This is a genomic window from Acinetobacter sp. A2, assembly GCF_012371325.1.
In the GTDB taxonomy this organism is placed as follows: Bacteria; Pseudomonadota; Gammaproteobacteria; order Pseudomonadales; family Moraxellaceae; genus Acinetobacter.
Map to the genome: position 1 here is coordinate 101,995 of NZ_JAAZQX010000003.1, position 25,479 is coordinate 127,473.

Here is a 25,479-nt window from a genome sequence, read left to right on the forward strand (position 1 = left end):
ATGGCAGGGGTAGCTGGATTCGAACCAACGGATGCCGATATCAAAAACCGGTGCCTTACCACTTGGCGATACCCCTATTGTACTGTGAAATGTCGTAATGGAGATTCATCTAGGCTATTCACGCAGTACGCAGTACATGGTGAGTTTGCCAAAATGTATTCAACATTCATTTCTGCAGTCACTTCAGTAAAAACACAAGCACCTGTACCTGTAAGCTTTGCTTGACCAAATTGGTCTAAATAACGCATTGCTTCATCGACTTCAGGATATAAATTTCGTGCCACAGGCTCAAAATTATTTCCAAAGTCAGATGGCTTTATCTGATAGCCGCAGAATTTAGTGGGCTTCGAGTTTCTTGTCAATGTTTTTTGTGAAAAAAGTAGTTGAGTGCTGATAAAACAGTCAGGTTTTAACACAATATATTGTTTCGGGGCTAAGTCTATGAATGTTAACCGTTCACCAATGCCTTCTGCCCATGCATTGCGCCCATGTACAAAAATGGGAACATCTGCACCTAGTTGCAAACCCAATTCCGCCAATTGGTCAATTTCTAAGCCACATTGCCACAGCTGATTGACCACAATTAGCGTGGTTGCCGCATTAGATGAGCCACCGCCAAGCCCTGCACCCATTGGGATGTGCTTTTCAATCGCAATATTTAACCCAGTCACTTGTTTGGCGTATGGCTTTAAAATTTGCGTGGCCTTATAAATCAGGTTTTGCTCTAAATCGACACTATTTAAGCCCTGAATGTGAATGTCAGTTGTGTCATTCACTTCAAATTCCAGCCAGTCATATAAATCAATCAATTGAAAAATACTTTGCAGTTCATGGTAGCCGTCTTCACGACGACCCGTAATGTGCAAAAACAGATTCAATTTAGCAGGTGAGGGAACACGAGTCATGGCGAAATTTAGCAAGTGATTAACGATTTTGGATGAGCATTGTAATACGGTTTTCCTGCCCTGACTCAAGTGCCTGTTTCAAAATCAGGCGGTTGGGTAAAGGGGCATTGTCGTTATAACTTAAATCGACTGTCCAATCATCTTCAATAAATTGCGTAGGGCGTTGTTGACTGTCTTTTTGAATTTGAGCATCTACGGTTGCAGGTCGGGCTTGTACCCAGTCGATTAAATGGGTAATAGGCGCTTGCCAGCCTGTGGCACGTTCCAATAACTCTTCAGGACTTTCTGCATAAATTAAACCCGTTTTGGCGCTGTTCAAGGTGACTTGCCCAGGTTGTCCGCTAATTTGGGTCTTACCAACACCTAAAATACCACTTAGCTCAATATCAAACTGTTGTTGCTGTTGTACCCAAGTGAAAAAGGCACTGCCAGACTGTTGCGGGGTACGCACGCCAATTTTACCTTGTAGGTTAAACTGATTTTCTGCTTCGACCTGTTGTGAAACATGGGCGGGAGATTGCACAAAAGGCTGACAACCTGTAATGAGCAGACTGCTACTGACAAACAGGGTAAGACCTAATTTTGAAAATAAACGCATAAAATCACTTAACTCTTTTTAACGGGCTGCGCTAACAATAGCGAATTTAATTGTTGCAATTGCGGATCATTCGGATGATTTTGTTGTAATTGTTGTAACACTTGGCTGAATTTTTGGATATCACCTTGCATATACAGTGATTTTGCATAGCGTGCACCAATTGCTGCACTGTGGCTCAGCAAATAAGCTTTTTCTAAAGCCTGAGCAGACGCGGTATAGTCATTTTGCAAATAGCTGACATAACCCAAGGTATCTAAAATAGAAGCTTGCTCAGGTGCAAATTCAAGCGCCTGCTCTACATAGCGACGCGCTTCTTCCAAACGACGGTTTTGCAGCGCAAGGGTATAGGCGTAAGCATTTAAATAAGTTGGGCTATTTGGTTCAATTTCCAATAACTTGGTGAGCAATTGATCTAGTTTGTCTTTTTCTTGATGTGCATCGAGCAGCAAGACTTCTGAATAAATCAGGTCTGGATCATCAGGCAAGTTCTTGATGGCTTCATCCAATAAACGCAGTGCTGCTTTTTTATTGTTCATGCGTTTTAAAATGTCGGCCTGTGCCTGATACAAATAGCTGGCGTGTTGTGGGTAATTGACACGTTCCTGTGTTAAAAAGCGCAGGGCATCGTTTAGTTTATCTTGCTGGGCAAAAATACTGATCATGTTGCGGCGTGAAACCGTATATAGGCTGCCATCTACAAGTCGGTAATAGGCTTTTGCTGTTTCATAGTGCTGTTTACGTTCTGCATTGACTGCTAAATAATAATAAGCTTCATTTTGATATTGCGCAGAATAGCGCAGCTCGACCAAGTATTTTTCGGCCTTTTCGTATTGCTTTAAGTCGATACTGGTTAAACCCGCAAGAAACAAAGCTTCGTCTTCATCTGGCCATTTTTTTAAAATAGCTTCGAGTTTGCTTAGCGCCTGTGTCGCTTCATTCTTTTTGACTAGATATTTGGCTTCGGCTAGACGCACTTCAAAATTATTTTTATGCTTACGACTAGACTTTGCATACCATGCGGCTGTTTCAGCTTCATTGCCCAATACACCTAATAAATTGGCTTTCATTAAGATGTAGCCAGTCACCTTAGGGCGCTTTCTCAATGCTTGATTAATGGTATTGAGCGCTGCTTGGTATTGTCCATTTTGGGCTTTTAAACCTGCAATCAGCACTAAAATGGAAGGGTTGTCTTTGGCTTTACTGGTGCGCAAGGCCTGAATCAGAAACTCACGGTCTTCCGCAGACTCAGGGGCAATCCCTGCCAGAATTTGTTCTAGGTCTGCTGTGGCATCAATATTCAGAATTTTATCTAAGGTTTCTGCGGCCAAATCATATTCATGTGCTTTAAGGGCAATGTGCGCTAAATAGAACAGTGCAGGGACATCAGAAGGCTCTTGTACTACCCAATGCGTTGCAACATCGAGCGCCGCGCGTAGGTCATTTTGCTCAATTGCTATGTTTAAAGCACGCTGTTTAATTGAAGTTGAATTGTTTTTGATTGCCAGTACAGTGTAGTTGTGCAAAGCGGTGGGAATATCGCCATAGGCCAAGGCAAATTCGGCCACCATGGTTTGGTTTACAGCATTATAATTTGAATTTGCATGATAAATTTCTCCAGATGCACTAAGATGAGCACTAGAAGCCATGCTACCGACCAGTAAGAATGTGGTAGAATATTGCTTAATTGTCGCGCCGTATGGTCGGCTATTTGTTTGACGCAATTTTTCTTGATCCAAGTAATGCTTTTTATGACACCGTTATTGCACAATAGCATAAATTTAGCGAAATGATGATCTGATATGTCTTTCTTTGCATTGGGTGTCAACCATCAAACCGCCTCTGTCGAGTTGCGCGAGCAAATTGCATTTAACCCAGAAAAGTTAAGTGCCTTGCTTGCTGAGCAAAGCCATCACCCCGAACTGAATGATTTGGTGGTCGTGTCAACTTGCAACCGTACCGAAGTCTACGCCATGTCTGAACATCCAGAGCAGGTGTTGAATTGGCTCGCCCGTGTAAATGGTATTGATGCTCAGCAATTAAGTCATCATGTTTATCGTTATGAAAATGCACAGGCTGTATCACATTTAATGCGCGTGGCCAGTGGACTAGACTCGCTCATGTTGGGTGAGCCGCAAATTATGGGTCAGGTCAAAACTGCGCTGTCTTTAGCCAAAGACTCTCATACCGTTTCGCAACAACTAAACCGAATTTTTGAATATGCCTTTTACGCAGCCAAGCGGGTACGTTCTGAAACTGCTGTAGGCAGCCATGCGGTGTCTATGGGTTATGCTGTTGCGCAACTGGCTTTGCAAGTGTTTAGCCATCCTGAAAAATTAACAGTGATGGTGGTGGCGGCAGGTGAAATGAATAGCCTTGTGGCAAAGCATTTAGCAGAAATGGGTGTCGCTAAAATTTTGATTTGTAACCGTACCCGTGCTCGTGCCGAAACATTGGCGCAGGAAATTGCACATCGGGTAGAAGTTGAAATTATTGAGTTTGATCAGCTTGCCGCCAATTTACATCGTGCCGATGTGATTTCAAGTTGTACAGGCAGTTTGCATCAGGTCATTGCTTATCCTGAAGTAAAGGCGGCTTTAAAAAAACGCCGTTATCAGCAAATGTTACTGGTCGATTTGGCCGTACCACGTGATATAGATCCAAAAATTGAAAATTTGGATGGTGTGTATTTGTATGGGGTTGATGACCTGCAAACCGTGATTGATGAAAACTTGGCGCAACGTCGTCAGGCGGCGGTTGAGGCAGAAGTCATGGTCAATCAACTGGTGACAGAACTGGTGACTCAGCAAAAAGTCCAGCAAGCGGGTGCAACCATTCATGCTTATCGTGAACAAGGTGAAAGTTTGCGTGAGGAAGAGCTAAGTTTGGCAATGACACGTATTGCCAAAGGTGAAGATGCTGCACAGGTTTTGCAGGAATTTTCTTATCGTTTAACTCAAAAACTGCTGCATCCAACATCGATTTTGTTGCGCGAAGCAGCCAAAGGTGATGAGCCTGAGTGTTTTGAGTTTATGCAGGAAAACTTGGCAGAGATTGCCAAACGTCGTCGTAAATAAATACGACTTTAGGCCTAAAATTTATTTCTAACGATTAAGAACGAGCGCAGATCGCTTACTCTTCTAACAAGGTAAGCGATCTTTTTTTATCAATTTCATAAATTTGATGCTTTAAGCGTTTCATTTCTTCAATGCTGCTGAATTTCTTGGAGCGGATTTTTTGCTGTAAGTAATCGTATTGCAGTTTGGTTGAAAAATCCTGCGCCAGTTTATCGACATGTTCAGGGGAAGTGGTGTAATCGCTGACATTGGCTTGTTGTAAAATACGATGTAACTCAAAATGATAGGCTGCACATGCACCTAAAATATAATATTTAGCCTGTTCGGGATCATCTGGTAAATCATCAAAAATAATATTTAAAATATTTAAAATTTGATGCAGTAAGTGATCACTTGGAATCAAAGCACGTAAAGGCTCGAAGTGAATGTATAAATAGGGATGATTGATCAGAATCGCAATCACATATTCTTCGGCATCGACTTTGGTGCTAAAACTTAGGGATGCGTCATTATTGGTCTGTGCCTGCCATTTACGGTTAAAACCTAATTTTTCACGGAAAAACTGTTGCAGCAAATAGCGATAAGAGCCAGTTTTGGGTAATAGCTCGGTCAATTGTCGCAGTTCACCCATGACCTGACTTTTGCCTTCAGGGGTGCTGACATTATGGTTTTGGGTCAGATGTGCAAATACAAAGTCAGATAGTAAAGGAGCTTGATCGAGCAGGCGGCGGAAATTTTCAATCCCTTCACGGCGGATGAGTGAGTCTGGGTCGTGCTCATTCGGTAAAACAAAGAATTTCAGTTCACGCCCATCATTTAACAAAGGCAGCGCAATTTCCAATGTGCGACGTGCGGCTTTCTGACCTGCGGCATCGCCATCAAAAGCAATGGTAATACGGTTGTTTTGACGGAATAGAATGTTTAAATGTTCAGTATTACTGGCTGTGCCCAAAGTTGCGACAGCACCATGAATACCGTATTGCTGCAAAGCAATCACATCCATATAGCCTTCAACCATTAAATAGTCTTGGGCTTTTTGCTTACGGCCTTCATATAAACCATAGAGCAATTGGTTTTTATGAAAGACTTCCGAGTCGGGCGAGTTGATGTATTTGGGCTTGATTTCATCATTGAGTGCACGGCCACCAAAACCGACTACACGACCTTTACTGTCACGAATTGGGAAAATTACCCGATCACGTAATAAATCGAAGTCACGTCCCTTGTCACTGGTACGAATCAAGCCTAGAAGTTTTAAGCCTGCAATGTCTTGTGGAAAGGCTTTTTCCAAATGTTGCCAGTCTTCAGGTGCATAGCCTAAACGCCAGAATTGCAGGGTTTGTGCAGTTAAACCACGTTTTTGGAAATACTGTTGTGCGGCAGGGCTATGCGGTAATTGCTGCTCATAATATTGAGCCACGTTTTCGAGTAAGTCGTATAAGTTACCTTCCTGCGCAGGTGTTTCCTGTATGGCATCCCATTGTTCAAAACCTGCAAACGGGTCTGCACTGTTCTGAAATTCAGAACTTGAGTATTCAGTGCTTTGAAACTCAGCAAAAGGATCGAAGTCGATTCCCACACTCGTGTCAGCATCGTTAGCATGTTCGTTTGTTGCAGTTGGAGCCGCAGCAGTTTCGTGTTGATTTTTTACAGGCGCTTTTAGCTTTGCAATCGTTGTAGGTTTTTTGACTTCACGTTTATAGGAGAGTTTTTTGCTGTCGTGCTGATCTTTCGGGAGTTCGATGCCTGTTTGACTGGCCAAGTCTTTCATGACATCCACAAAATTTCGGTTATCAACATCCATTAAAAAACGGATAGCGTTACCATTGGCCTGACAGCCAAAACAATGATAGTACTGCTTGTCACGGTAGACGTGAAAAGATGGTGTTTTTTCCTGATGGAATGGGCAACAGCCCGAATAGGTACGACCTGTTTTTTTTAGTTTCACGCGCTGACCAATCAGATCGACAATATCGGTGCGATCTAGAATTTGATCAATTGTGTGTTGTGGAATGGCCATACGTTTCGGTCTTTTATCTCTTAATTGGTTTGAAAGCAGTTTTTGCCGAACAGGTCGGAAACTGAGGTCAGTGTTGGCAGAATTATTCTCTTTTGTAGCTGTTTCTGCTGTTTGAAACAAGCCCTAGTAAAACAAAAGGCAAGTATCATAACTTGCCTTTGGTATTTTTCAAGATTGTCAAATCAGCTTGTGCTTATTTTATTCAGCACTGTCGTTTTGAGACTTAGGACGATCTAACAAACCAAAACTTAAACGGTTGGTTAAGCTGCGTGATGGTGCTGCTTGTGCATTGGCTTCAGATTGCTGTGCTTCGGTGCTGCTTTTCGCTTCACGTCCGAAAATACCCAAAGTGGCACGGTTAATCCAACTTGCATCGTGGCGTGCGGCACGCAAGTTCACGCTACCATCAGCTTTGACTAAGTTTGGATAGTTCAGTTTCAACACATCAATATATTGTTGTGCTGTTGCCTGATCGCCTAGTTTGCCATAACCATAAGCAACAGTTGCCAATGCTTCAGGAATTTGTGGCGTTTGTGGATAGTGTTCAATCACCCACAAAGAACGCTCAACTGCAGCGACCCATGCTTTACGTTTAATGTTGTAACGTGCCGCATTCATTTCGGCTTCCGCCAGTTCTTGACCAATAAACTGCATACGCTGTGCAGCGTCTACAGCATAAGTGCTTGAAGGATAACGACGAATAAAGTCGACAAAGTTTTGATAAGCCACTTTTAAATAGCTGACATCACGGTGCGATTGCTTGAGTGAGGTATAGCGCAACAAGCCATCATAGTTTTGTTCCATATTCGCCACGCCACGCACATAGTAGGCATAATCGGCTTTAGGATGCTGCGGGTTCATGCGGATAAAACGATCTGCAACTGCAATTGCACCTTCATAATCTTTTTGCTGGAATTTTGCATACAATAATTCAAGCTGCGCCTGTTGCGCATAATCACCTGTTGGGTAATATGTTTCTAAAGCTTCCAGATGCTTCACCGCATCGGTATATTGACCACGATCCAGTGCTTTTTCTGCTTTTTCAATATAAACCTGTTCGCTAGACTGCGGACCAGTATCGACCACTTCTTTTTTTGGATTGCTGCTACAGCCCACAATTGCAGACGCAACGCCGAGTGAAAGAGCAAGCATTGTTATTTTATAACGTGGTAGCGACATAAAAATTCCTCTGTTAATACGGGCAATGAGCTACAATTGCGCTATTAAACCACTTTTGTCTGAATGAGCAAATGAGTCAAGCACAATCTACCCATTCCAATTTACCTGAAACTGAGTTCAATTTACTTGAAGATGCTGAGGATGCAGATAACCATACTTCAGACTCAACTGCAACACGTTTATCGTTGCAATTTCAATTGGATGACAGCCATTTGGGACTACGCATCGATCAGGTTGCCGCGATCATTTGGAGTGAATTTTCACGTGAAAAGCTAAAACAGTGGCTGAAAGACGGTCATTTGTTGGTAAATGGTAACACGGTCAAACCTAAATATAAGTGCGAAGGCGATGAGCTTTTGACTTTAGAGGTGGAGCTTGAAGCGCAAACCCGTAGCCTGCCAGAAGATATTCCACTCGATATTGTTTATGAAGATGATGACATCATTGTGATCAATAAGCCTGTGGGCATGGTGGTGCATCCTGGAGCTGGTAATAGCTCAGGAACTTTGGTGAATGCCTTGCTGCATCATTATCCTAAATCTGCCGAATTGACCCGTGCAGGCTTGGTGCATCGTATTGATAAAGACACTTCAGGCTTGTTGGTCGTAGCGAAGAACTTAGAATCACAGTTTGCTTTAACCAAACAACTGGCGAAGAAATCAGTTTATCGTTTATACGACTTGGTGGTGTATGGCAACATGATTGCAGGCGGCACGGTTGATGAACCGATTAAACGCCATCCTGTAGATCGAATTAAAATGGCGGTCTTGCCGGGCGGTAAAGAGGCCGTGACGCATTACAATGTGAAAGAGCGTTTTCAGCACTTCACTCGCGTTCAGGCACGTTTGGAAACAGGGCGTACCCATCAAATTCGTGTGCATTTAAGCTATATTGGTTTTGGTTTGGTGGGCGATTCTGTCTATACCCCACGTGTGCGTGTCCCTGCGGGTGCATCGGCATTGTTGAACGATACATTGCGTAACTTTAAACGTCAGGCTTTGCATGCGGTCAAATTAGGTTTGGTTCATCCGAGAACACATGAAGAAATGATGTTTGAAGCGCCGTGGCCTGAAGATTTTAAGCAATTGGTAGATGTATTACGCAGCGAAAATGCAGCGTACTGATGCCATTCAACATCTGTCAGCTCAGATGGGGCTTTATATGCATTTAAAAGGATAGAGGCATGCAATTTGTTCAAGGACTCCCTGCAGGAGTATATGTCGGGCAAACCCGCATACAACATGTGCAGGCACTGGAAACAAGTTCTACAGAACTGTCTGGGTTTAATTTGGCACTGCATGTGCAGGATGATGCATGGCGTGTGCAGCAGCATCGTATGCGTTTGCTGGCAGAGTTTGCTAAATATGGGGTCGATAAACTGACTTGGATGACACAGACGCATAGTGTGTTGTGTCAGACCATTAATGAGCAAATCACTTTTGAAGCCTTAGAGGGCGATGGCTTGGTCACACAGCGTAAAGCACATGTTTTAATGATGATGACTGCGGACTGCTTACCTGTGGTTTTAGGCAATGCGGAAGGCACAGAAGTGGCCAACTTGCATGCAGGCTGGCGAGGTTTAGCCAACGGTATTATTGAAAACACCATTGCCGAAATGCAAAGTGCACCAACATGGGCGTGGTTAGGTGCTGCCATCAGTCAGCCATGTTTTGAGGTTGGAGCAGAAGTAAAACAGGCCTTTTGTGATAAATATTCTGAACTGGAAACGGCCTTTATAGATGGGCAACAATCTGGTAAATACTTTGCCGACTTGTATGCGATTGCACGCTATATTTTGCAGCAGCATGGTGTCATAACGGTATTGGGTGGTGATCAGTGCTCATATTCGCAGGCCGATCAGTACTATTCTTACCGCCGTCAGCCACGTACAGGCCGCATGGCAACATTCGTGTTTATGCAGGCTTAGTGTTAAACTTGACTTAATTATTTGGTTTTAAACATTCTCATGTCAGTGTCTCATTCAACATCTTCTTGCGCTGCAATTCGTGTGGCGGTGGTTTATCACAGTCCTTATGGCCATACTGCTAAGGTGGCACAGCATATTGCGCAAGGTGCTGCACAAATGGGCGCACAAGTTGAGTTGATGGCAGTCACTGAAATTGAATGGGACAACTTAGACCAAGCCGATATTATTATTATGGGCTGCCCAACGTATATGGGAAGCATTACCTCTGCCTTAAAACAGTTTATGGAAGAATCTTCCAAACGCTGGTTGGCCAGAACTTGGCAGGGCAAACTTGCCGCAGGCTTTACCAATGGTGGTGGTTTAAGTGGCGATAAACTGGCAGTCTTGCAACAAATAAATTTATTTGCAATGCAGCACGGCATGTTGTGGTCAGGTTTACCGTTTATGCCTACAGGCCGTAGCCCACATGACATTAATCGTATGTCGAGCTTTTTGGGTTTAATGACGCAATCGGATAATGCCAGTGTAGAAGTTACACCACCAGAAGGTGATTTAGAAACTGCGGTCAAATTTGGCAAGTATTTGGTGGAATTAAAACTTAAAGCTTAAGTTTGATTCGATTTTTACAAATGCCATAAAAATGCTCGATATTTAATCGAGCATTTTTATTGGTGATGCTAATTTTTAAATGATGGTAATTTATTAAATTACTTGTGCATCAAACGTGCTTTATCACGCTGCCAGTCACGGTCTTTCTCTGAAGCACGTTTATCATGCAATTGTTTACCTTTAACCAAGGCAATTTCCAGTTTTGCCAAAGGGCCTTTCCAATAGCAAGCCAAAGGTACACAGGAATAGCCTTTTTGATTCACAGCACCCATCAACTTTTCAATTTCACGACGTGACAATAAAAGTTTACGGGTACGGGTTGCTTCAGGTACAACGTGAGTAGATGCAGACAGTAGCGGCTGAATTTGTGCACCAAATAAATAAGCTTCATTGTCACGAAATAAAATATAACTTTCGGTGATGGTCATGCGCCCAGCACGTAAAGATTTGACTTCCCAGCCTTGCAGTGAAAGTCCAGCCTCAAATTTTTCTTCAATAAAATAATCGTGACGTGCACGTTTATTCTGTGCAATTGTGCCGCCCGTATTTTTTTTAACTACAGTTACCTTCGCCATAATCAATTACTTCCAAACTTATGACTATTGTGCCTCAAACAAGGACTGGCTGACAAATCAAAATCGTTGCAACTATAGACCATATATCTGTGAAGTTTCATAATTCGGTAGACTTTGTTCACTAAAATTTTTTGTATTTGTTAAACTAACGCCGACAAAACCAACTAGAGCTTAATGGATGTCTAAAACTCGCGTAATTTATCCGGGCACTTTTGACCCGATTACTAATGGTCATATTGACTTAGTGACACGTGCTGCAAAAATGTTTGATGAAGTCGTGGTCGCGATTGCAATTGGACATCATAAAAACCCAATTTTTACTTTGGAAGAACGTGTTGAATTGGCACAAGCCTCTTTAAAACATTTGCCAAATGTTGAGTTTGTAGGCTTTGATGGTTTGCTGGTCAATTTTTTCCGTGAGCAAAAGGCCACAGCTGTTTTACGTGGGTTACGTGCGGTTTCAGATTTTGAATATGAGTTTCAGTTGGCGAATATGAACCGTCAATTAGATGGTAAATATGAAGCAGTTTTCTTAACGCCGTCAGAGCAATACTCGTTTATCTCATCTACACTGGTTCGTGAAATTGCACGCTTAAAGGGAGATGTGACCAAGTTTGTATCTCCAGTCGTGGTCGAAGCATTTGAGCGTAAACTGCAACAAGGTTGGTAGCGTGTCTTTATATATTACCGATGAATGTATTAACTGTGATGTCTGTGAGCCTGTATGCCCAAATGAGGCGATTTTTATGGGTGAGTTGATTTATGAAATCAATCCAGCCTTATGCACTGAATGTGTTGGGCATCATGATCAGCCACAATGTCAGTTATTTTGTCCAGTCGATTGTATTCCGCCCGATCCGCAGCATGAGGAAACGCAGGAACAATTAATGGAAAAATATAAAAAACTAATTGCTCAAAAAAGCGCAAGCAATTAAGTCATAATTTTGCTAAGATGCGCCTTCGAAGTGAACCAGACGATCGCTGCTGTGGAGGTCTCCGTGACTAAAGCAGGGGAGGAAAGTCCGGGCTTCATAGGGCAGGGTGCCAGGTAACGCCTGGGCGGTGTGAGCCGACGGAAAGTGCAGCAGAGAGTAGACCGCCTTCGTATGGTTTCTTTTTCGGAAGAAATTGAAGGTAAGGGTGAAAGGGTGCGGTAAGAGCGCACCGCATGGCTGGTAACAGTTCATGGCATGGTAAACCCCACCAGAAGCAAGACCAAATAGGAATCCTGAGGTACGGCCCGTACTGGATTCGGGTAGGTCGCTTGAGCGTATGAGTGATTGTACGCCTAGAGGAATGATCGTTCTTGACAGAACCCGGCTTATCGGTTCACTTCACCAAATTTTAAGCAATAGTTGTGTGATAATGCTTGACGTCTATAGCATTACAGCAGATAATGCGCGCACAGTTTTTGGCTATGTAGCTCAGTTGGTTAGAGCACCGCACTCATAATGCGGGGGTCACAGGTTCAAGTCCCGTCATAGCCACCATTTTTCAGACCACGTTCACTAACGTGGTCTTTTTTTATCTTTAAAATTTTCCTGTGCAATCTATGTTGTTGGTATTGAGCTGAATTTGCATTTGCAGGTTTTGAATATGTTGCCAGTTGGCTTGCTGATCAGGATAGCTAAAAATTTTGGCATCCACCTGATTTAACTGTTTCAGTGAAATATGCTGTGATGCGCAATAACGTCCCACCGCACGCTCATAGGCCAATTGTTGCTGGGCTTCAGGACTGAGACGATCTGCAGTAAGAATCTTTTGCTGACCTTTGGCATAGGCCACCAATACACGTTTGTCAGCAAAGCTGTAGCTCATTTTTGAGTTGATATATTGTGCTACGTCGCGGCGTACACCGTTGTAGTCGACCAAAATAGGCCCAACGACCTGACATGCGCTTAAGCTCAAAGCTAAGCCTGCAACAGCAAACCATTTAAAACGAAGAGTAGAAGACATAGTATTTTCTTTGGTCATTTGAATAAATTTTGCAATAAATATGGATGATAATCCGTAAGAAAAAGGTAAATTGCCTAAAAACTAATAAATTGAAAAGTATTTGTTTAAACTGTGAGCGTTTGTAAATTAAAATACTTGACGATGCAGAGCTAAGTTTAGATAATGCGCACACAGTTTATGGCTATGTAGCTCAGTTGGTTAGAGCACCGCACTCATAATGCGGGGGTCACAGGTTCAAGTCCCGTCATAGCCACCATTTTTATAGACCAAGCTCTCAGCTTGGTCTTTTTTTATGTCTAAAATTTAAGTTGAGCTTTATTGACCTATTCTTAAAATACAGACAATAAAAAACCAAGCCTTCGCTTGGTTTTTTACGCTTCTGTTTAAGCCATAGTTTCGCTTAAATTCCAGGTTTCCAGCCATTCACCAATGGGTAACGACGTTCACGGCCAAATGCGCGTGAACTGATACGTGGTCCTAGGGCACCTTGGCGGCGCTTATATTCATTGCGATCAACCAATTGAATCACTTTCTCAACCATTGCACGTTCAAAGCCTTTGCCAATAATATCTTCTTGGCTTTGATCTTCTTCAATGTAGGCATACAAAATTGCATCCAAAATTTCGTACGGTGGTAAAGAGTCTTGGTCTTTCTGATCTGGGCGTAATTCTGCAGAAGGTGGGCGAGTAATCACGCGTTCTGGAATAACAGGCGTATCAGCAATACTGTTACGGTATTTTGCCAGTTCAAATACAATGGTTTTATACACGTCTTTGAGTACGGCATAACCACCGACCATATCGCCGTATAAGGTGCAATAGCCAACAGCCAGCTCAGATTTGTTGCCTGTAGACAGGACTAAATTACCAAATTTGTTGGAAAGCCCCATCAAAATTGTACCGCGTGCACGGGCTTGTAAATTTTCTTCAGTGGTGTCACTTGGGCTATTGCCAAAGAACGGATACAAGGTTTGCATGAAGCTATTCACTACAGGATGAATTTCGGCAATGCCGAAGGTAACACCTAATGCTTTGGCTTGCTCTGCCGCATCTTCAACACTGATTTGTGCTGTATAAGTATATGGCATCATCACCGCTTGTACTTTGTCTGCACCAATGGCATCGACTGCAATTGCAAGTGTCAGCGCAGAGTCAATACCACCCGATAAACCTAAAATAACCCCAGGGAAGCCTGAACGTTGTACATAGTCACGTGTAGCTAAAACCAAGCCTTGGTAAATTTCTGCCAACGTATCTAAAGCAGGGCTAATCTCTGCAGTTTTAAAGTGTTTCTGAGCAGCGTCATATTCAACGAAGAATACACCTTCCTGATACGTCGGCGCTTGTAGTGCAACATCGCCCGCTTGGTTGATCACGAAGCTAGTGCCATCGAAGATTAAATCATCTTGACCGCCCACTTGGTTCACATATACAACATTTAAGTGGAGCTGCTTAGCCAACTCAGTCATGGTTTGTACACGATGTTGTGGCTTGCCCACTTCATAAGGGGATGCATTGAGCACCAATGCTGTTTCAACATTGAGTTGTGCGAGTTGCTGTACCGTTGGCAGTGCCCATAAGTCTTCGCAAATCAATACGCCAAATTTATGTCCAAGGTATTCAAATACCAGATGTTGATGACCCTCATCGAAATAACGTTTCTCATCAAATACGGCATAATTTGGTAAATTTTGTTTGTTATAAATACCAAGAATATTGCCATCTTTCATGACTGCAGCAGAGTTGAAACGTTGACCATCTTCAGTTTCATTCACAAAACCGAAAACTAAAACGATATCTTTAATTTCACGTAATTGTTCAAATGCTTGTTGAGTGCGTTTGTTCAAGCTTGGGCGCAGTAATAAATCTTCTGCTGGGTAACCCAAGAGAGAAAGTTCAGGGAAAATAATCAGATCTGCGTGTTGTTTTTTCGCTTCATTTGCCTGTTCAAGCATTTTTTGCGCATTTGCTTCGAGATTGCCGATGTGTGGAGAGAACTGTGCAAGGGCAATTTTAAAAGATTTCATTTAAATTAAGTCCTATTCCTATAGGTTTAAAATACACATAAACAACTGATTATTATTGTTATAAAAATTTCAGCGCAGTGTATTGTGGATTAAACGACTGCCGAAAGGCACAAATAAAAACCATTTATTATCTAACAGATAAAGATCTTATTTTGCGGTGCAAAAATAGAGACTTTTGCTATTTTATCGTAATTTAGAATAGATGCTAGCATCGAATACACTTTATTCTTGTATGCTGCAGAATATCATTGAAATGTGACAGAATTTTTATGCTATTTATTTGAAATTATTATATTTTAAGATTAGGTTTGTCTGTGGTTTTAAGCCTGATTGCTCAAGTTAAAGAATATTCAGTTAAGCAATTGGTTTTGGTGGATTCAGAATAATATTGTCAATTTTTTTCAGGAAAATATCTTTAGCGATGTCGCCTTGTTGTTCAATGTTATAGGCAAAAAAAGGCTTGTTTGTAATCAATTGATAGCGATATGGATTGTACTGTTTAAAACTTAAATAATATGCCGTTTGTAAGAGTGCGCCATGTAGAAAGACATTAATTTTATGTTGGTATTGTAAAACATGCGCCATTTCGTGAATAAAAATAGCTTGATAGCCTAAATGTGCTTGTGTGTAGTCTGAACGGTAATGCAAATTGCGCACATGAATATCACCACAGGGTGCCATAAATATATGTTGTGGTTGCCAAGGTAAATAGGGGTGATTCATGACTCTGACTTTGCTGTAGTCAATTAAATGGCCGAACACAGACTGGCAGAGCTGTATTTCTGCAGGTGTTAAGTAGCGATATTTAAACTGCGCAAGTTTTAAAAAACGCATGAGCAGACTTAAAAATAAGAAATGCAGTTGCAGCATGTAAATTGATCATGAAAGGCTGACATTAAAAATATAGCGTAAAATGGGTTGCGACCCAATTTAATTATGTTGTCTAAGTCAAACTACCAAGGCTTTGTATTCTAGTGTGGATAAATATTCAAAAATAAAAAAAACCACCCGAAGGTGGTTTTTTGAGTCGTACTCATTTTACAAGGTACAACGCGAACCGAATTAACGGTTGATGTCGCGTTGAGTGTAACCTGTGTAAAGCTGACGTGGACGACCGATTTTGTAAGGACCGCTGTGCATTTCTAACCAGTGGCTGATCCAGCCTACAGCACGTGCAAGAGCGAAAATTACAGTAAACATTTCTGTTGGGATACCAATCGCTTTAAGAATGATACCTGAATAGAAGTCTACGTTAGGGTATAAGTTACGCTTGATGAAGTATTCATCAGATAACGCAATACGCTCAAGTTCCATTGCAAGTGCAAGTTGTGGATCGTTGATACCTAAGTCGTTAAGAACTTCGTCACAAGTTTGCTTCATTACTGTTGCACGTGGGTCGAAGTTTTTATAAACGCGGTGACCGAAGCCCATAAGCTTCACTTCTTTAGTCTTCACTTTTTCCATGAAGTCTGCAACGTTTTCTACAGAGCCGATTTCGTCAAGCATCTTAAGAACAGCTTCGTTCGCACCACCGTGAGCAGGACCCCAAAGTGCAGAAATACCTGCAGAGATACATGCGTATGGGTTAGCGCCAGTAGAACCAGCTAAACGTACAGTTGAAGTAGACGCGTTTTGTTCGTGGTCAGCGTGAAGCGTGAAAATACGATCCATAGCGCGTGCATGAACAGGGTTAACTTTGTAGTCACGGTCTGCTGGTGTAGCAAACATCATGTACAAGAAGTTTTCTGCGTAGCTTAAGTCGTTACGTGGGTAAACGAATGGTTGACCAACTGTGTACTTGTAGCTCCAAGCCGCTAAAGTAGGAATCTTCGCGATTAAACGAATCGCTGTGATTTCACGGTGGTTAACATCTTCGATGTCCAAATTGTTGTGATAGAACGCAGATAACGCACCAACAACACCAACCATGATTGCCATAGGGTGAGCATCACGACGGAAACCGTTATAGAAACGCTTAACTTGGTCGTGAACCATAGTGTGGTTGCGAACTTTTGCGTCAAAATCAGCTTTTTGTTCAGCTGTTGGAAGCTCGCCATTTAATAATAAGTAGCAAGTTTCTAAGTAGTCAGCTTTAGTTGCCAATTGGTCAATTGGGTAACCGCGGTGTAAAAGAATACCTTTGTTACCATCAATAAATGTGATTTTAGACTCGCAAGACGCTGTTGCCATAAAACCAGGATCAAAAGTAAAGTGACCTGCCGCCAACACATCCTTAACGTCAATTACATCTGGGCCTAATGTGCCGCTGTAAATTGGTAATTCAATTTCTTTTCCATCAAGCTGTAATACGGCTTTTTTGCCAGTTGCTTCAGACATTCAATAGATCTCCTGTCCTGGTGAATGTTGATCTGACTCGAAGTATCAATCTTTTAATGCGCAAGTCAGACGGATTAAAAATTTGCTCTAAGATTAGAGAGTACTGAAATTTTGTCAATTATACTTATGGATTAAGTAGACGACTGTTTGCAGAAAAAGCCGAAAAAATTCCAGTAAAAAAATCAATAAAATCACAGCACAGCCGCAGTATCATAAGTCAAAATTTGTTGGATGTGCAGAAAAAAATCATCGTTTGGGATTAATTGTAAGCAATTTTAAATAATGGTTTTGCTGTGGTGATTCTGCGGTGGGTTGCAGCCCAAAACTTAAATTTATCTAATTCTCATAACTTACACGTTTTTGCATAGGCATCAGGTAGGTTTGTCTTTTGGATACAGGCTGCAAGTCGGGTATTTAAAATAGATGTTAATTGATCAAAAAATGACTGATTAAACTCAGAAAAAATTTTAGGAATAAGCATTTTTTGGGCAAAAGAATATGGGGTTCTGCATAAGATTAAGAGTTTCTTGTTTTGTGTAATATTGGAAAATACTGGATAAGTCATTCTTTCGCATGATGATTATGGTAAAAAAGGTAGATTGGTATTTAGAGCGGACGCTGAATATAAGTTTGAGAAATAGTCTGGGTTGTAAACCTTGTAATCGGGGAAATATAAAACAGTCTAAGTCTTTTGATTATAAATAAATAAAAGTTATCCGAGTGTGAGTAAGCCAATAATTGTTGCTTTGCAGCAACGTATCACAGCTTTAACAGTAAAAGATGCGAGTGTCCGATAAAGCTGTGTGCTCAATGTTTGTAGACACGAATAGATATGATAGAGAGTAAGGTGCAAATTTATCTTTAGTCTAAATATTCTAAATAGATATAAAGCTATATATAGAGCCTATTGCTAAATAAATTGTATAAAAACATTGTGTTATAAGTATGATTGTAATTTAGTTAAGCAGGTTGTTGCTTCTTATTGTTGTTAATGATTCTTATTTAAAGGATTTTTGGCAAAAAAGCCGAGCTGTGTTGTTTGTATTTTGACAGTTGACGTTTTATAATTCAGTGTCGTTTTAAGGTTAGGCATGAATTTGCCTGACAATGCCAGCTTTCCTTCGAATTTATTCCAACAAACTCCGGATGGAGTTTTTACTTACAGGATGCCCGCTGTGAAAAGCAACAGACCTGTCAATTTGTCCATGGGTCAAGTTTTAGAAGTAAACTTAAAATCGCCCGTGGCTATTGCATCAATTCTACACCGTCTTTCTGGTGTCATCGTATTTTTACTCGTACCGGTACTTTTATGGTTGTTAGACAAGTCATTGTCTTCACCTGAAGGTTTTGCTCAAGTTCAAGAAATTTTTAACGGTTTCTTTGTGCGCTTTATCGTATGGGTATTTGTAGCCGGCTTAATTTATCACTTCATTGCTGGTATTAAGCACTTACTTGCTGACCTTGGTTTTGCAGAAGAACTGCAAAGCGGTCGCATTGCAGCTACTATTTCATTGATCTTGTCTGCAATTGGTATCGTTGCAGCATTTGTATGGATTGTAATCTAATGAAAAGTGCTACAGGTTTAACGGGTTCAGGTTCTCGCGATTGGTATATCCAACGTGTTAGTGCTGTAGTTCTTGCTGTTTATACCGTTGTGGTATTTGGTTGGATTCTTCTTAACGGTGGATTCAACTTTGAACAGTGGTACGGCTTTATGATGACATTACCAATGAAGATTATGTCTTTATTGGCAGTCTTATCTCTTGTTGCACACGCTTGGATTGGCATGTGGCAAGTATTCACTGACTATGTGACTACTCGTCAAATGGGTCCTTCAGCTTCAGGTTTACGCCTAGTGCTGACTTCAGCAGTGATTATTGCTGTTTTTGCATACGCAATCTGGGCTATCCAGATTTTCTGGGCGAATTGATAGGAAAATATCATGGGCGCGATTAACCCTAAAGAAGATTATACAAATATTCCACACCAATTTTTTGACGCAGTCATCGTTGGTGGTGGTGGTTCAGGTATGCGTGCATCTTACCAGCTTGCTCAAGCGGGTTTGAGAGTTGCGGTACTGACCAAAGTATTCCCAACACGTTCGCACACTGTTGCGGCGCAAGGTGGTATTGGTGCATCTCTTGGTAACATGCAAGAAGATAACTGGCACTACCACTTTTATGACACAGTAAAAGGTTCTGACTGGTTAGGCGACCAAGACGCGATCGAGTTCATGACGCGTGAAGCGCCACAAGTGGTTTATGAATTAGAACACTTGGGTATGCCATTTGACCGTAACGCAGACGGTACAATTTACCAACGTCCATTCGGTGGTCACTCTGCAAACTACGGTGAAAAAGCTGTGCCGCGTGCATGTGCTGCAGCTGACCGTACTGGTCACGCACTTCTTCACACGCTTTATCAAAGCAACGTGAAAATGGGTACTCAATTTTTCGTTGAATGGATTGCTCTTGATTTAATCCGTAACGAAGCAGGCGATGTACTTGGTGTTACAGCAATTGACCAAGAAACTGGCAAAATTGCAGTATTCCAAGCGAAAGCGACATTATTTGCTACAGGTGGTGCAGGTCGTGTTTACCGTGCATCTACAAACGCATATATCAACACTGGTGACGGTCTTGGTATGGCTGCTCGTGCGGGTATTCCATTACAAGATATGGAATTCTGGCAGTTCCACCCTACGGGTGTTGCGGGCGCAGGCGTATTGTTAACGGAAGGCTGTCGTGGTGAAGGTGGTATCCTTCGTAACGATTCAGGCGAGCCGTTCATGGAGCGTTATGCACCAACTTTGAAAGACTTGGCGCCACGTGACTTCGTATCACGTTCTATGGACCAAGAAATTAAAGAAGGTCGTGGTTGTGGTCCAAACAAAGACTACATCTTGCTTGATATGACGCACTTGGGTGCAGACACCATTATGAAGCGTCTTCCATCTGTATTCGAGATTGGTAAGAAATTCGCGAACGTTGACTGTACAAAAGAGCCAATTCCAGTAGTACCGACCATCCACTATCAAATGGGTGGTATTCCAACAAACATTCATGGTCAAGTGGTTGTGCCAGAAAGCCGTGAAACTCAAGAGTTGGTTGCGAACTACAACGCAGAAACTGATACTTATACAACAAACTCGGGCGACCGTGATTTTGCTAAACCAGTAAAAGGTTTCTATGCAATTGGTGAGTGTTCATGTGTATCCGTACACGGTGCAAACCGTTTAGGTACAAACTCATTGCTTGACTTGGTTGTATTTGGTAAGGCTGCTGGTCAGCACATCATTGAGTATGTAACTAAGCAACACGATGGTGAGTACGAACCACTTCCAACAACTGTACTTGAAAACACTGTGAACCGTATTCGTAAACTTGACGAATCGACTTCAGGTGAAAACGCTCAAGAAGTTGCAGATACGATTCGTAACATCGTTCAAGATCACGCAGGTGTATTCCGTACTTCAGCATTGCTTGAAGAAGGTGTTAAGCAAATTCTTGCGCTTGAACCACGTGTTCGCAACATTCATTTGAAAGACAAATCTAAAGTATTTAACACTGCACGTGTAGAAGCTTTAGAAGTTGAAAACTTATATGAAGTTGCTAAAGCGACATTAATCTCAGCTGCTGCACGTAAAGAATGTCGTGGTGCGCATACGGTTGTAGACTTCGAGTTACCACCAGATCACCCAACTTATTCTTATGGTCGTCGTGATGATGAGTGGATGAAGCACACCTTATGGTTCTCTACAGATAACCGTCTTGAGTACAAACCAGTACGTTACAAGCCGCTTACTGTAGCTGCTATTCCACCTAAACCACGTACATTCTAATTGGGAGAAGTAAGATGAGTAGAGGTACTCGTACATTTAATATCTACCGCTACGATCCTGATAAGGATAAAGCACCGTACATGCAAACTTTTAAGCTTGAATTGACTGATAAGCACCGTATGTTGCTTGATGCGCTTCTTGCATTGAAAGTACAAGACGAAACTTTAACGTTCCGTCGTTCATGTCGTGAAGGTATTTGTGGTTCTGATGGTGTAAACATCAACGGTAAAAATGGTTTAGCGTGTCTTTGGAACCTAAACGACTTACCAGAAGTGATTACGATTCGTCCACTTCCTGGTCTTCCAGTAATTAAAGACTTAGTTGTTGATATGAATCAGTTCTACGATCAGTACAACAAGATTCATCCGTTCTTGATCAACAACCAGCCTGCGCCTCCAAAAGAGCGTTTACAGTCTCAAGAAGATCGTGAACACCTTGATGGTTTGTATGAATGTATTCTTTGTGCATGTTGTTCAACTTCATGCCCATCATTCTGGTGGAACCCAGACAAGTTCTTGGGTCCTTCAGCATTGTTGAATGCATACCGCTTCATCATTGACTCTCGTGATACTGCAACTCAAGAGCGTTTGGCTCGTCTTGACGACCCATTCTCATTGTTCCGTTGTAAAGGCATCATGAACTGTGTGTCTGTTTGTCCGAAAGGTTTGAACCCGACGAAAGCAATTGGTCACATTCGTAACATGTTATTAGACCAAGCTGGCTAAGCGAGCTAAGGTTGAAAAAAGCACATCTTCGGATGTGCTTTTTTTATGGTCTAATATTGCTGTAAAAGTAAAATAATAACGAGGTGTGTTTTTTTAATATCGAACATAAAAACGAAGTATAAAAAGAAGTGATTAAAAAATGAGTGCTTGATATTTTTTAGGTATAACTGCTGGATTAATAGACAAAAACCGATAAAAGGCGACTAAAGTTGCACACAATTGTAATCCAGTGCTGCTATTTTGTTGTAAAGCATAGGCAAATGCCAAGATTAGCTGCAATATTTGTTTTTAGATGTTATCATGTAACATGTAATTGAGAGGGCAGATTGAGAGATGTGCTCTCTTTTCTTTTATCTAAAATAGCAGGGGTTGGACTTTGGTCTAAATTGCTTCTGTTTTTTAAATAAAGCACCATATATTAGATGAAAATAGAATCACTGTATTTCGCCAATTTATAGGAGGTATGTGTCAAAAAAATCAATTGGTTTATGAGATCATGTTACGATTAATGAACCGCTATATTTAAAAAATGTTGAAATTTTGTACATTTTATCAACATTTTAACGCTGTTTAGTGTGCTATTTAATCTGATTAAAAGTATAAAAGTCGGGTTAGAAAAGCGAAGTGAGTGAACTTCATTTTTCTAAAACGATTTTGCAAAAAATTGCTCGGCTTGGGTCGAGTATATAGATGAGTGATGATGCCAATGAGGGCGTTATGATTCATAAATGACATTGGGTTTTCCTAATGTAGTGATAACGCCTCATGACATTTGTCAACTGGGGACTAATGTCATGTTACCAATTTGACATTATCAATCATGGGTTTTGCTTAAAAAGCATCCTGGAAAATGTTTTTGCAATAGGAAATGGGTCCACAAATGCAAGAAGTTGCTGACGCACTGCGTCTTGACACTGAACTTTCCGCTGATAGTGCAGCGTATATTGAAGAACTTTACGAGCATTATTTGACGTCACCGGAATCAGTCGGTGCTGATTGGCGTGAATATTTCGATAAATTCCCGAAGGGTGATCAACCACACAGCAATGTACGTGAGCAATTCCTTTTATTAGGTCGTAATTCAAATCGCGTTCAAGCCATTGTTCAAGGTTCAGTGAGTTCTGAACACGAACAACGTCAAATTGGCGTGTTGCAACTGATTGCAGCTTACCGTAACCGTGGTCACCAAAAAGCAAAATTAGATCCATTAGGTTTGGCAAAACGTGAAGACGTGCCAGATTTAGATCTTGCTGCGCATGGTTTAACCAAGTCAGATTTAGACACGGTATTCCACACAGGTAACTTGGCGATTGATAAAGCTGAAGCGACCCTAGGTGAAATGGTTGAAGCCATGCAGTCAATCTACTGCGGTTCAATTGGTGCAGAATACATGCACATTGTTGATACCAAAGAGAAACGCTGGATTCAACAACGCTTAGAGAGCGCACGCGGTAAATTTACGTTCACTGCAGACCAAAAGAAACATGTACTTGAGCGCTTAACAGCAGCTGAAGGTCTAGAAAAATATCTAGGTAACAAATACGTGGGCGCTAAACGCTTTGGTGTAGAAGGCGGTGAATCATTTATCCCAATGGTCAACGAAATTATTCAACGTGCAGGTGCTGTAGGTTGTAAAGAAGTTGTGATTGGTATGCCACACCGTGGTCGTTTGAACCTACTTGTGAATATCATGGGTAAAAACCCAGCAGACCTATTTGGTGAGTTCGAAGGTAAGAGCTTACATAAAAAAGGTTCGGGTGACGTGAAATATCACCAAGGTTTCTCATCTAACGTGATGACACCAGGTGGTGAAGTACACTTGGCACTTGCGTTTAACCCATCACACTTGGAAATTGTTGGTCCAGTGGTTGAAGGTTCTGTTCGTGCACGCCAAGTACGTCGTAAAGACATTGGTGGTGATGACGTATTGCCATTAATCGTACACGGTGACGCAGCATTTGCAGGTCAAGGTGTTAACCAAGAAACCTTCCAAATGTCACAAACTCGCGGTTATACCGTAGGTGGTACAGTTCACATTGTGATTAACAACCAAGTTGGTTTCACAACTTCTGACCCACGTGACGCGCGTTCTACAGAATACTGTACTGACATTGCAAAAATGATTCAGGCGCCAATTTTCCACGTGAATGGCGATGACCCTGAAGCTGTGATTTTTGTATCTCAATTGGCACATGATTTCCGTCACACATTCCGTAAAGACGTTGTGATTGATTTGTTCTGCTACCGTCGTCGTGGTCACAACGAAGCTGACGAGCCAGCAGCAACTCAGCCGATGATGTACCAAGTGATTAACAAAAAGACCACAACACGTACTTTATATGCTGACCAATTGGTACAAGAAGGTGTGTTGGATCGCGCTGCGGCAGATCAAATGGTTGAAGACTACCGTTCTGATTTGGAAGCGGGTAATCACGTTGCGAATGCGTTGGTACTTGAGCCAAATACCAAAATGTTTGTAGATTGGTCTCCGTATTTAGGTCATGACTATACAGACGTTTGGGATACGACTTTCCCGGTTGAGCGTTTGAAAGAACTTGGTCAAACCATGCGTAAACTTCCAGAAGGTTTCGTGATGCAGCGCCAAGTTGCAAAAGTGATTGATGATCGCTTAAAAATGCAAACGGGTGAAATGCCACTGAACTGGGGTGCAGCTGAAACTTTAGCTTATGCAACTTTGTTGGATGAAGGCTATTTAGTTCGTTTGACTGGTGAAGACGTAGGTCGTGGTACTTTCTCACACCGTCACGCAAAATTGCACAACCAAGTCGATGGTAAAACTTATATTCCGTTATGCCATATCAAAGAGAACCAACCACGTGTTGCAATCTACGACTCTTTATTGTCTGAAATGGCAGTATTGGCATTCGAATACGGTTATGCAACGACACTTCCGAAGAGCTTGATCATTTGGGAAGCACAATTTGGTGACTTCGCAAACTGTGCTCAAGTGGTGATTGACCAGTTCATCTCATCTGGTGAAACCAAGTGGGAGCGTGTGTGTGGTTTGACTATGCTACTTCCACACGGCTTTGAAGGTCAGGGTCCAGAGCACTCATCTGCACGTTTAGAGCGTTTCTTACAGCTTTGTGCGGAAGAAAACATGCAAGTGATGACACCAACAACACCAGCACAGATTTTCCACGCTTTACGTCGTCAGGCGATTCGTCCAATCCGTAAGCCAATGATCATCATGTCGCCGAAGTCTTTACTTCGTCACAAGTTAGCTGTGTCTAGCTTGGATGAGCTTGCAACTGGTACATTCCAGACTGTGATTGATGAAACTGATAACATCAACAAGTCAGACGTGACTCGTCTAGTGCTATGTGGTGGTAAGGTTTATTACGACTTGCTTGAAAAACGTCGTGAATTAGAATTGAACAACACTGCAATTGTTCGTATTGAACAGTTGTACCCATATCCAGAACAACGTATTGCTGAAGTTCTTGCTTCTTATCCAAACGTGAACGAACTTGTTTGGGCTCAAGAAGAACCGAAGAACCAAGGTGCTTGGTTATTCATCGCGCCACGTTTATATGATGACGTAATGAAAACTGGTAAACAGATTCGTATTAGTTATGCGGGTCGTGAAGCATCTGCAGCACCAGCGTGTGGTTCACCATATTTGCATGCAAAACAACAAGCTCAGCTCATCAATGACGCGCTTGCGATCGTAGCTGAATAACAGG

General features: G+C 41.9%; 21 protein-coding genes, 3 tRNA genes and 1 other RNA gene. 14 read left to right on the forward strand and 11 right to left on the reverse strand.

What is annotated here, in order from left to right; translation table 11 throughout:
- Position 1: 1 nt before the first annotated feature.
- The 4 genes from HHA43_RS02370 to HHA43_RS02385 form a co-directional block, all read right to left on the reverse strand.
- Positions 2-76, reverse strand: a tRNA-Gln gene (locus tag HHA43_RS02370).
- Entirely contained in the window at positions 75-905 is an 831-nt protein-coding gene (ispE, locus tag HHA43_RS02375; protein ID WP_168418025.1) for a 4-(cytidine 5'-diphospho)-2-C-methyl-D-erythritol kinase, read from the reverse strand. The genes HHA43_RS02370 and ispE overlap by 2 nt, the downstream gene beginning before the upstream one ends.
- A gap of 19 nt (positions 906-924) precedes the next feature.
- A complete protein-coding gene (gene lolB, locus HHA43_RS02380; protein ID WP_168418026.1) occupies positions 925-1,503 on the reverse strand; it encodes a lipoprotein insertase outer membrane protein LolB in 579 nt (192 codons plus the stop codon).
- Between the two features lie 8 nt (positions 1,504-1,511).
- Positions 1,512-3,224: a tetratricopeptide repeat protein gene (locus HHA43_RS02385; RefSeq protein WP_168460900.1), complete on the reverse strand. Its 1,713-nt coding sequence runs from the start codon at positions 3,222-3,224 to the stop codon at positions 1,512-1,514.
- Positions 3,225-3,302: 78 nt separating this feature from the next.
- On the opposite strand from HHA43_RS02385, the gene hemA reads away from it, so the two are divergent.
- Positions 3,303-4,577 (forward strand): glutamyl-tRNA reductase, encoded by a 1,275-nt coding sequence (gene hemA, locus HHA43_RS02390; protein ID WP_168418028.1) that lies wholly within the window; start codon positions 3,303-3,305, stop codon positions 4,575-4,577.
- A 55-nt stretch (positions 4,578-4,632) separates the two neighbouring features.
- On the opposite strand, the gene HHA43_RS02395 is transcribed toward hemA, so the two are convergent.
- Positions 4,633-6,597: a DNA primase gene (locus HHA43_RS02395; protein WP_168541647.1), complete on the reverse strand. Its 1,965-nt coding sequence runs from the start codon at positions 6,595-6,597 to the stop codon at positions 4,633-4,635.
- Between the two features lie 198 nt (positions 6,598-6,795).
- Complete coding sequence (locus HHA43_RS02400; protein ID WP_168460904.1) at positions 6,796-7,776, reverse strand: outer membrane protein assembly factor BamD; 981 nt, start codon at positions 7,774-7,776, stop codon at positions 6,796-6,798.
- Positions 7,777-7,847: 71 nt separating this feature from the next.
- On the opposite strand from HHA43_RS02400, the gene rluD reads away from it, so the two are divergent.
- From rluD to HHA43_RS02415, 3 genes are read left to right on the forward strand one after another with little or no spacing between them, the layout of a single operon-like run.
- Entirely contained in the window at positions 7,848-8,900 is a 1,053-nt protein-coding gene (gene rluD / locus HHA43_RS02405; protein ID WP_168418031.1) for a 23S rRNA pseudouridine(1911/1915/1917) synthase RluD, read from the forward strand.
- A gap of 59 nt (positions 8,901-8,959) precedes the next feature.
- Positions 8,960-9,703 (forward strand): peptidoglycan editing factor PgeF, encoded by a 744-nt coding sequence (gene pgeF, locus HHA43_RS02410; RefSeq protein ID WP_168418032.1) that lies wholly within the window; start codon positions 8,960-8,962, stop codon positions 9,701-9,703.
- Positions 9,704-9,742: 39 nt separating this feature from the next.
- Positions 9,743-10,312, forward strand: a complete 570-nt coding sequence (locus HHA43_RS02415) for a flavodoxin family protein (RefSeq protein ID WP_168541649.1) — start codon at positions 9,743-9,745, stop codon at positions 10,310-10,312.
- A gap of 98 nt (positions 10,313-10,410) precedes the next feature.
- Here HHA43_RS02415 and smpB read toward each other — a convergent pair whose 3' ends face one another.
- Entirely contained in the window at positions 10,411-10,887 is a 477-nt protein-coding gene (gene smpB, locus HHA43_RS02420; RefSeq protein ID WP_168418034.1) for an SsrA-binding protein SmpB, read from the reverse strand.
- 178 nt (positions 10,888-11,065) lie between these two features.
- On the opposite strand from smpB, the gene coaD reads away from it, so the two are divergent.
- The 4 genes from coaD (at position 11,066) to HHA43_RS02440 (ending at position 12,377) form a co-directional block, all read left to right on the forward strand.
- Positions 11,066-11,557, forward strand: a complete 492-nt coding sequence (gene coaD / locus HHA43_RS02425; protein ID WP_168418035.1) for a pantetheine-phosphate adenylyltransferase — start codon at positions 11,066-11,068, stop codon at positions 11,555-11,557.
- Between the two features lies 1 nt (position 11,558).
- On the forward strand, positions 11,559-11,822 hold the full coding sequence (locus HHA43_RS02430; RefSeq protein WP_168460906.1) for a YfhL family 4Fe-4S dicluster ferredoxin: 264 nt from the start codon (positions 11,559-11,561) through the stop codon (positions 11,820-11,822).
- 27 nt (positions 11,823-11,849) lie between these two features.
- Positions 11,850-12,227: RNase P RNA component class A (rnpB, locus tag HHA43_RS02435), an RNA gene on the forward strand.
- A 73-nt stretch (positions 12,228-12,300) separates the two neighbouring features.
- Positions 12,301-12,377 (forward strand) — tRNA-Met (locus tag HHA43_RS02440).
- A gap of 40 nt (positions 12,378-12,417) precedes the next feature.
- Here the strand turns inward: HHA43_RS02440 and HHA43_RS02445 are convergent.
- Positions 12,418-12,843: a hypothetical protein gene (locus HHA43_RS02445; RefSeq protein WP_168460908.1), complete on the reverse strand. Its 426-nt coding sequence runs from the start codon at positions 12,841-12,843 to the stop codon at positions 12,418-12,420.
- 179 nt (positions 12,844-13,022) lie between these two features.
- Between HHA43_RS02445 and HHA43_RS02450 the strand changes: the two genes are divergently transcribed.
- Positions 13,023-13,099, forward strand: a tRNA-Met gene (locus HHA43_RS02450).
- Positions 13,100-13,243: 144 nt separating this feature from the next.
- Here HHA43_RS02450 and HHA43_RS02455 read toward each other — a convergent pair.
- From HHA43_RS02455 to gltA, 3 genes are all read right to left on the reverse strand, one after another.
- The gene (locus HHA43_RS02455) at positions 13,244-14,869 is read right to left on the reverse strand and encodes an NAD+ synthase (RefSeq protein ID WP_168460910.1); all 1,626 of its coding nucleotides are present in this window, start codon (positions 14,867-14,869) and stop codon (positions 13,244-13,246) included.
- A gap of 354 nt (positions 14,870-15,223) precedes the next feature.
- The gene (locus HHA43_RS02460) at positions 15,224-15,739 is read right to left on the reverse strand and encodes a hypothetical protein (protein WP_168460911.1); all 516 of its coding nucleotides are present in this window, start codon (positions 15,737-15,739) and stop codon (positions 15,224-15,226) included.
- Between the two features lie 192 nt (positions 15,740-15,931).
- Entirely contained in the window at positions 15,932-17,206 is a 1,275-nt protein-coding gene (gene gltA / locus HHA43_RS02465) for a citrate synthase (protein WP_168541651.1), read from the reverse strand.
- 1,166 nt (positions 17,207-18,372) lie between these two features.
- Between gltA and sdhC the strand changes: the two genes are divergently transcribed.
- From sdhC to HHA43_RS02490, 5 genes are all read left to right on the forward strand, one after another.
- On the forward strand, positions 18,373-18,771 hold the full coding sequence (gene sdhC / locus HHA43_RS02470) for a succinate dehydrogenase, cytochrome b556 subunit (protein WP_143228670.1): 399 nt from the start codon (positions 18,373-18,375) through the stop codon (positions 18,769-18,771).
- Entirely contained in the window at positions 18,771-19,136 is a 366-nt protein-coding gene (gene sdhD, locus HHA43_RS02475) for a succinate dehydrogenase, hydrophobic membrane anchor protein (protein ID WP_096901012.1), read from the forward strand. Before sdhC ends, sdhD begins: the two co-directional genes overlap by 1 nt.
- Positions 19,137-19,148: 12 nt before the next feature.
- On the forward strand, positions 19,149-21,047 hold the full coding sequence (gene sdhA / locus HHA43_RS02480; RefSeq protein ID WP_168541653.1) for a succinate dehydrogenase flavoprotein subunit: 1,899 nt from the start codon (positions 19,149-19,151) through the stop codon (positions 21,045-21,047).
- Between the two features lie 14 nt (positions 21,048-21,061).
- Positions 21,062-21,772, forward strand: coding sequence for a succinate dehydrogenase iron-sulfur subunit (locus HHA43_RS02485; RefSeq protein WP_096901010.1), 711 nt, complete (start codon positions 21,062-21,064; stop codon positions 21,770-21,772).
- An 880-nt stretch (positions 21,773-22,652) separates the two neighbouring features.
- Positions 22,653-25,475: a 2-oxoglutarate dehydrogenase E1 component gene (locus HHA43_RS02490; RefSeq protein ID WP_216076194.1), complete on the forward strand. Its 2,823-nt coding sequence runs from the start codon at positions 22,653-22,655 to the stop codon at positions 25,473-25,475.
- Positions 25,476-25,479 lie beyond the last annotated feature (4 nt).

Excerpts from the sequence above, each read along its gene's own strand:
- HHA43_RS02445 (WP_168460908.1), bottom strand. The coding sequence starts at position 12,843 with ATGTCTTCTACTCTTCGTTTTAAATGGTTTGCTGTTGCAGGCTTAGCT.
- smpB (WP_168418034.1), bottom strand. The coding sequence starts at position 10,887 with ATGGCGAAGGTAACTGTAGTTAAAAAAAATACGGGCGGCACAATTGCA.
- HHA43_RS02485 (WP_096901010.1), top strand. The coding sequence starts at position 21,062 with ATGAGTAGAGGTACTCGTACATTTAATATCTACCGCTACGATCCTGAT.
- rluD (WP_168418031.1), top strand. The coding sequence starts at position 7,848 with ATGAGTCAAGCACAATCTACCCATTCCAATTTACCTGAAACTGAGTTC.
- sdhA (WP_168541653.1), top strand. The coding sequence starts at position 19,149 with ATGGGCGCGATTAACCCTAAAGAAGATTATACAAATATTCCACACCAA.
- hemA (WP_168418028.1), top strand. The coding sequence starts at position 3,303 with ATGTCTTTCTTTGCATTGGGTGTCAACCATCAAACCGCCTCTGTCGAG.
- sdhC (WP_143228670.1), top strand. The coding sequence starts at position 18,373 with ATGCCCGCTGTGAAAAGCAACAGACCTGTCAATTTGTCCATGGGTCAA.
- gltA (WP_168541651.1), bottom strand. The coding sequence starts at position 17,206 with ATGTCTGAAGCAACTGGCAAAAAAGCCGTATTACAGCTTGATGGAAAA.
- HHA43_RS02490 (WP_216076194.1), top strand. The coding sequence starts at position 22,653 with ATGCAAGAAGTTGCTGACGCACTGCGTCTTGACACTGAACTTTCCGCT.
- sdhD (WP_096901012.1), top strand. The coding sequence starts at position 18,771 with ATGAAAAGTGCTACAGGTTTAACGGGTTCAGGTTCTCGCGATTGGTAT.
- HHA43_RS02455 (WP_168460910.1), bottom strand. The coding sequence starts at position 14,869 with ATGAAATCTTTTAAAATTGCCCTTGCACAGTTCTCTCCACACATCGGC.
- HHA43_RS02400 (WP_168460904.1), bottom strand. The coding sequence starts at position 7,776 with ATGTCGCTACCACGTTATAAAATAACAATGCTTGCTCTTTCACTCGGC.
- coaD (WP_168418035.1), top strand. The coding sequence starts at position 11,066 with ATGTCTAAAACTCGCGTAATTTATCCGGGCACTTTTGACCCGATTACT.
- ispE (WP_168418025.1), bottom strand. The coding sequence starts at position 905 with ATGACTCGTGTTCCCTCACCTGCTAAATTGAATCTGTTTTTGCACATT.
- HHA43_RS02460 (WP_168460911.1), bottom strand. The coding sequence starts at position 15,739 with ATGCTGCAACTGCATTTCTTATTTTTAAGTCTGCTCATGCGTTTTTTA.
- pgeF (WP_168418032.1), top strand. The coding sequence starts at position 8,960 with ATGCAATTTGTTCAAGGACTCCCTGCAGGAGTATATGTCGGGCAAACC.
- HHA43_RS02415 (WP_168541649.1), top strand. The coding sequence starts at position 9,743 with ATGTCAGTGTCTCATTCAACATCTTCTTGCGCTGCAATTCGTGTGGCG.
- lolB (WP_168418026.1), bottom strand. The coding sequence starts at position 1,503 with ATGCGTTTATTTTCAAAATTAGGTCTTACCCTGTTTGTCAGTAGCAGT.
- HHA43_RS02395 (WP_168541647.1), bottom strand. The coding sequence starts at position 6,597 with ATGGCCATTCCACAACACACAATTGATCAAATTCTAGATCGCACCGAT.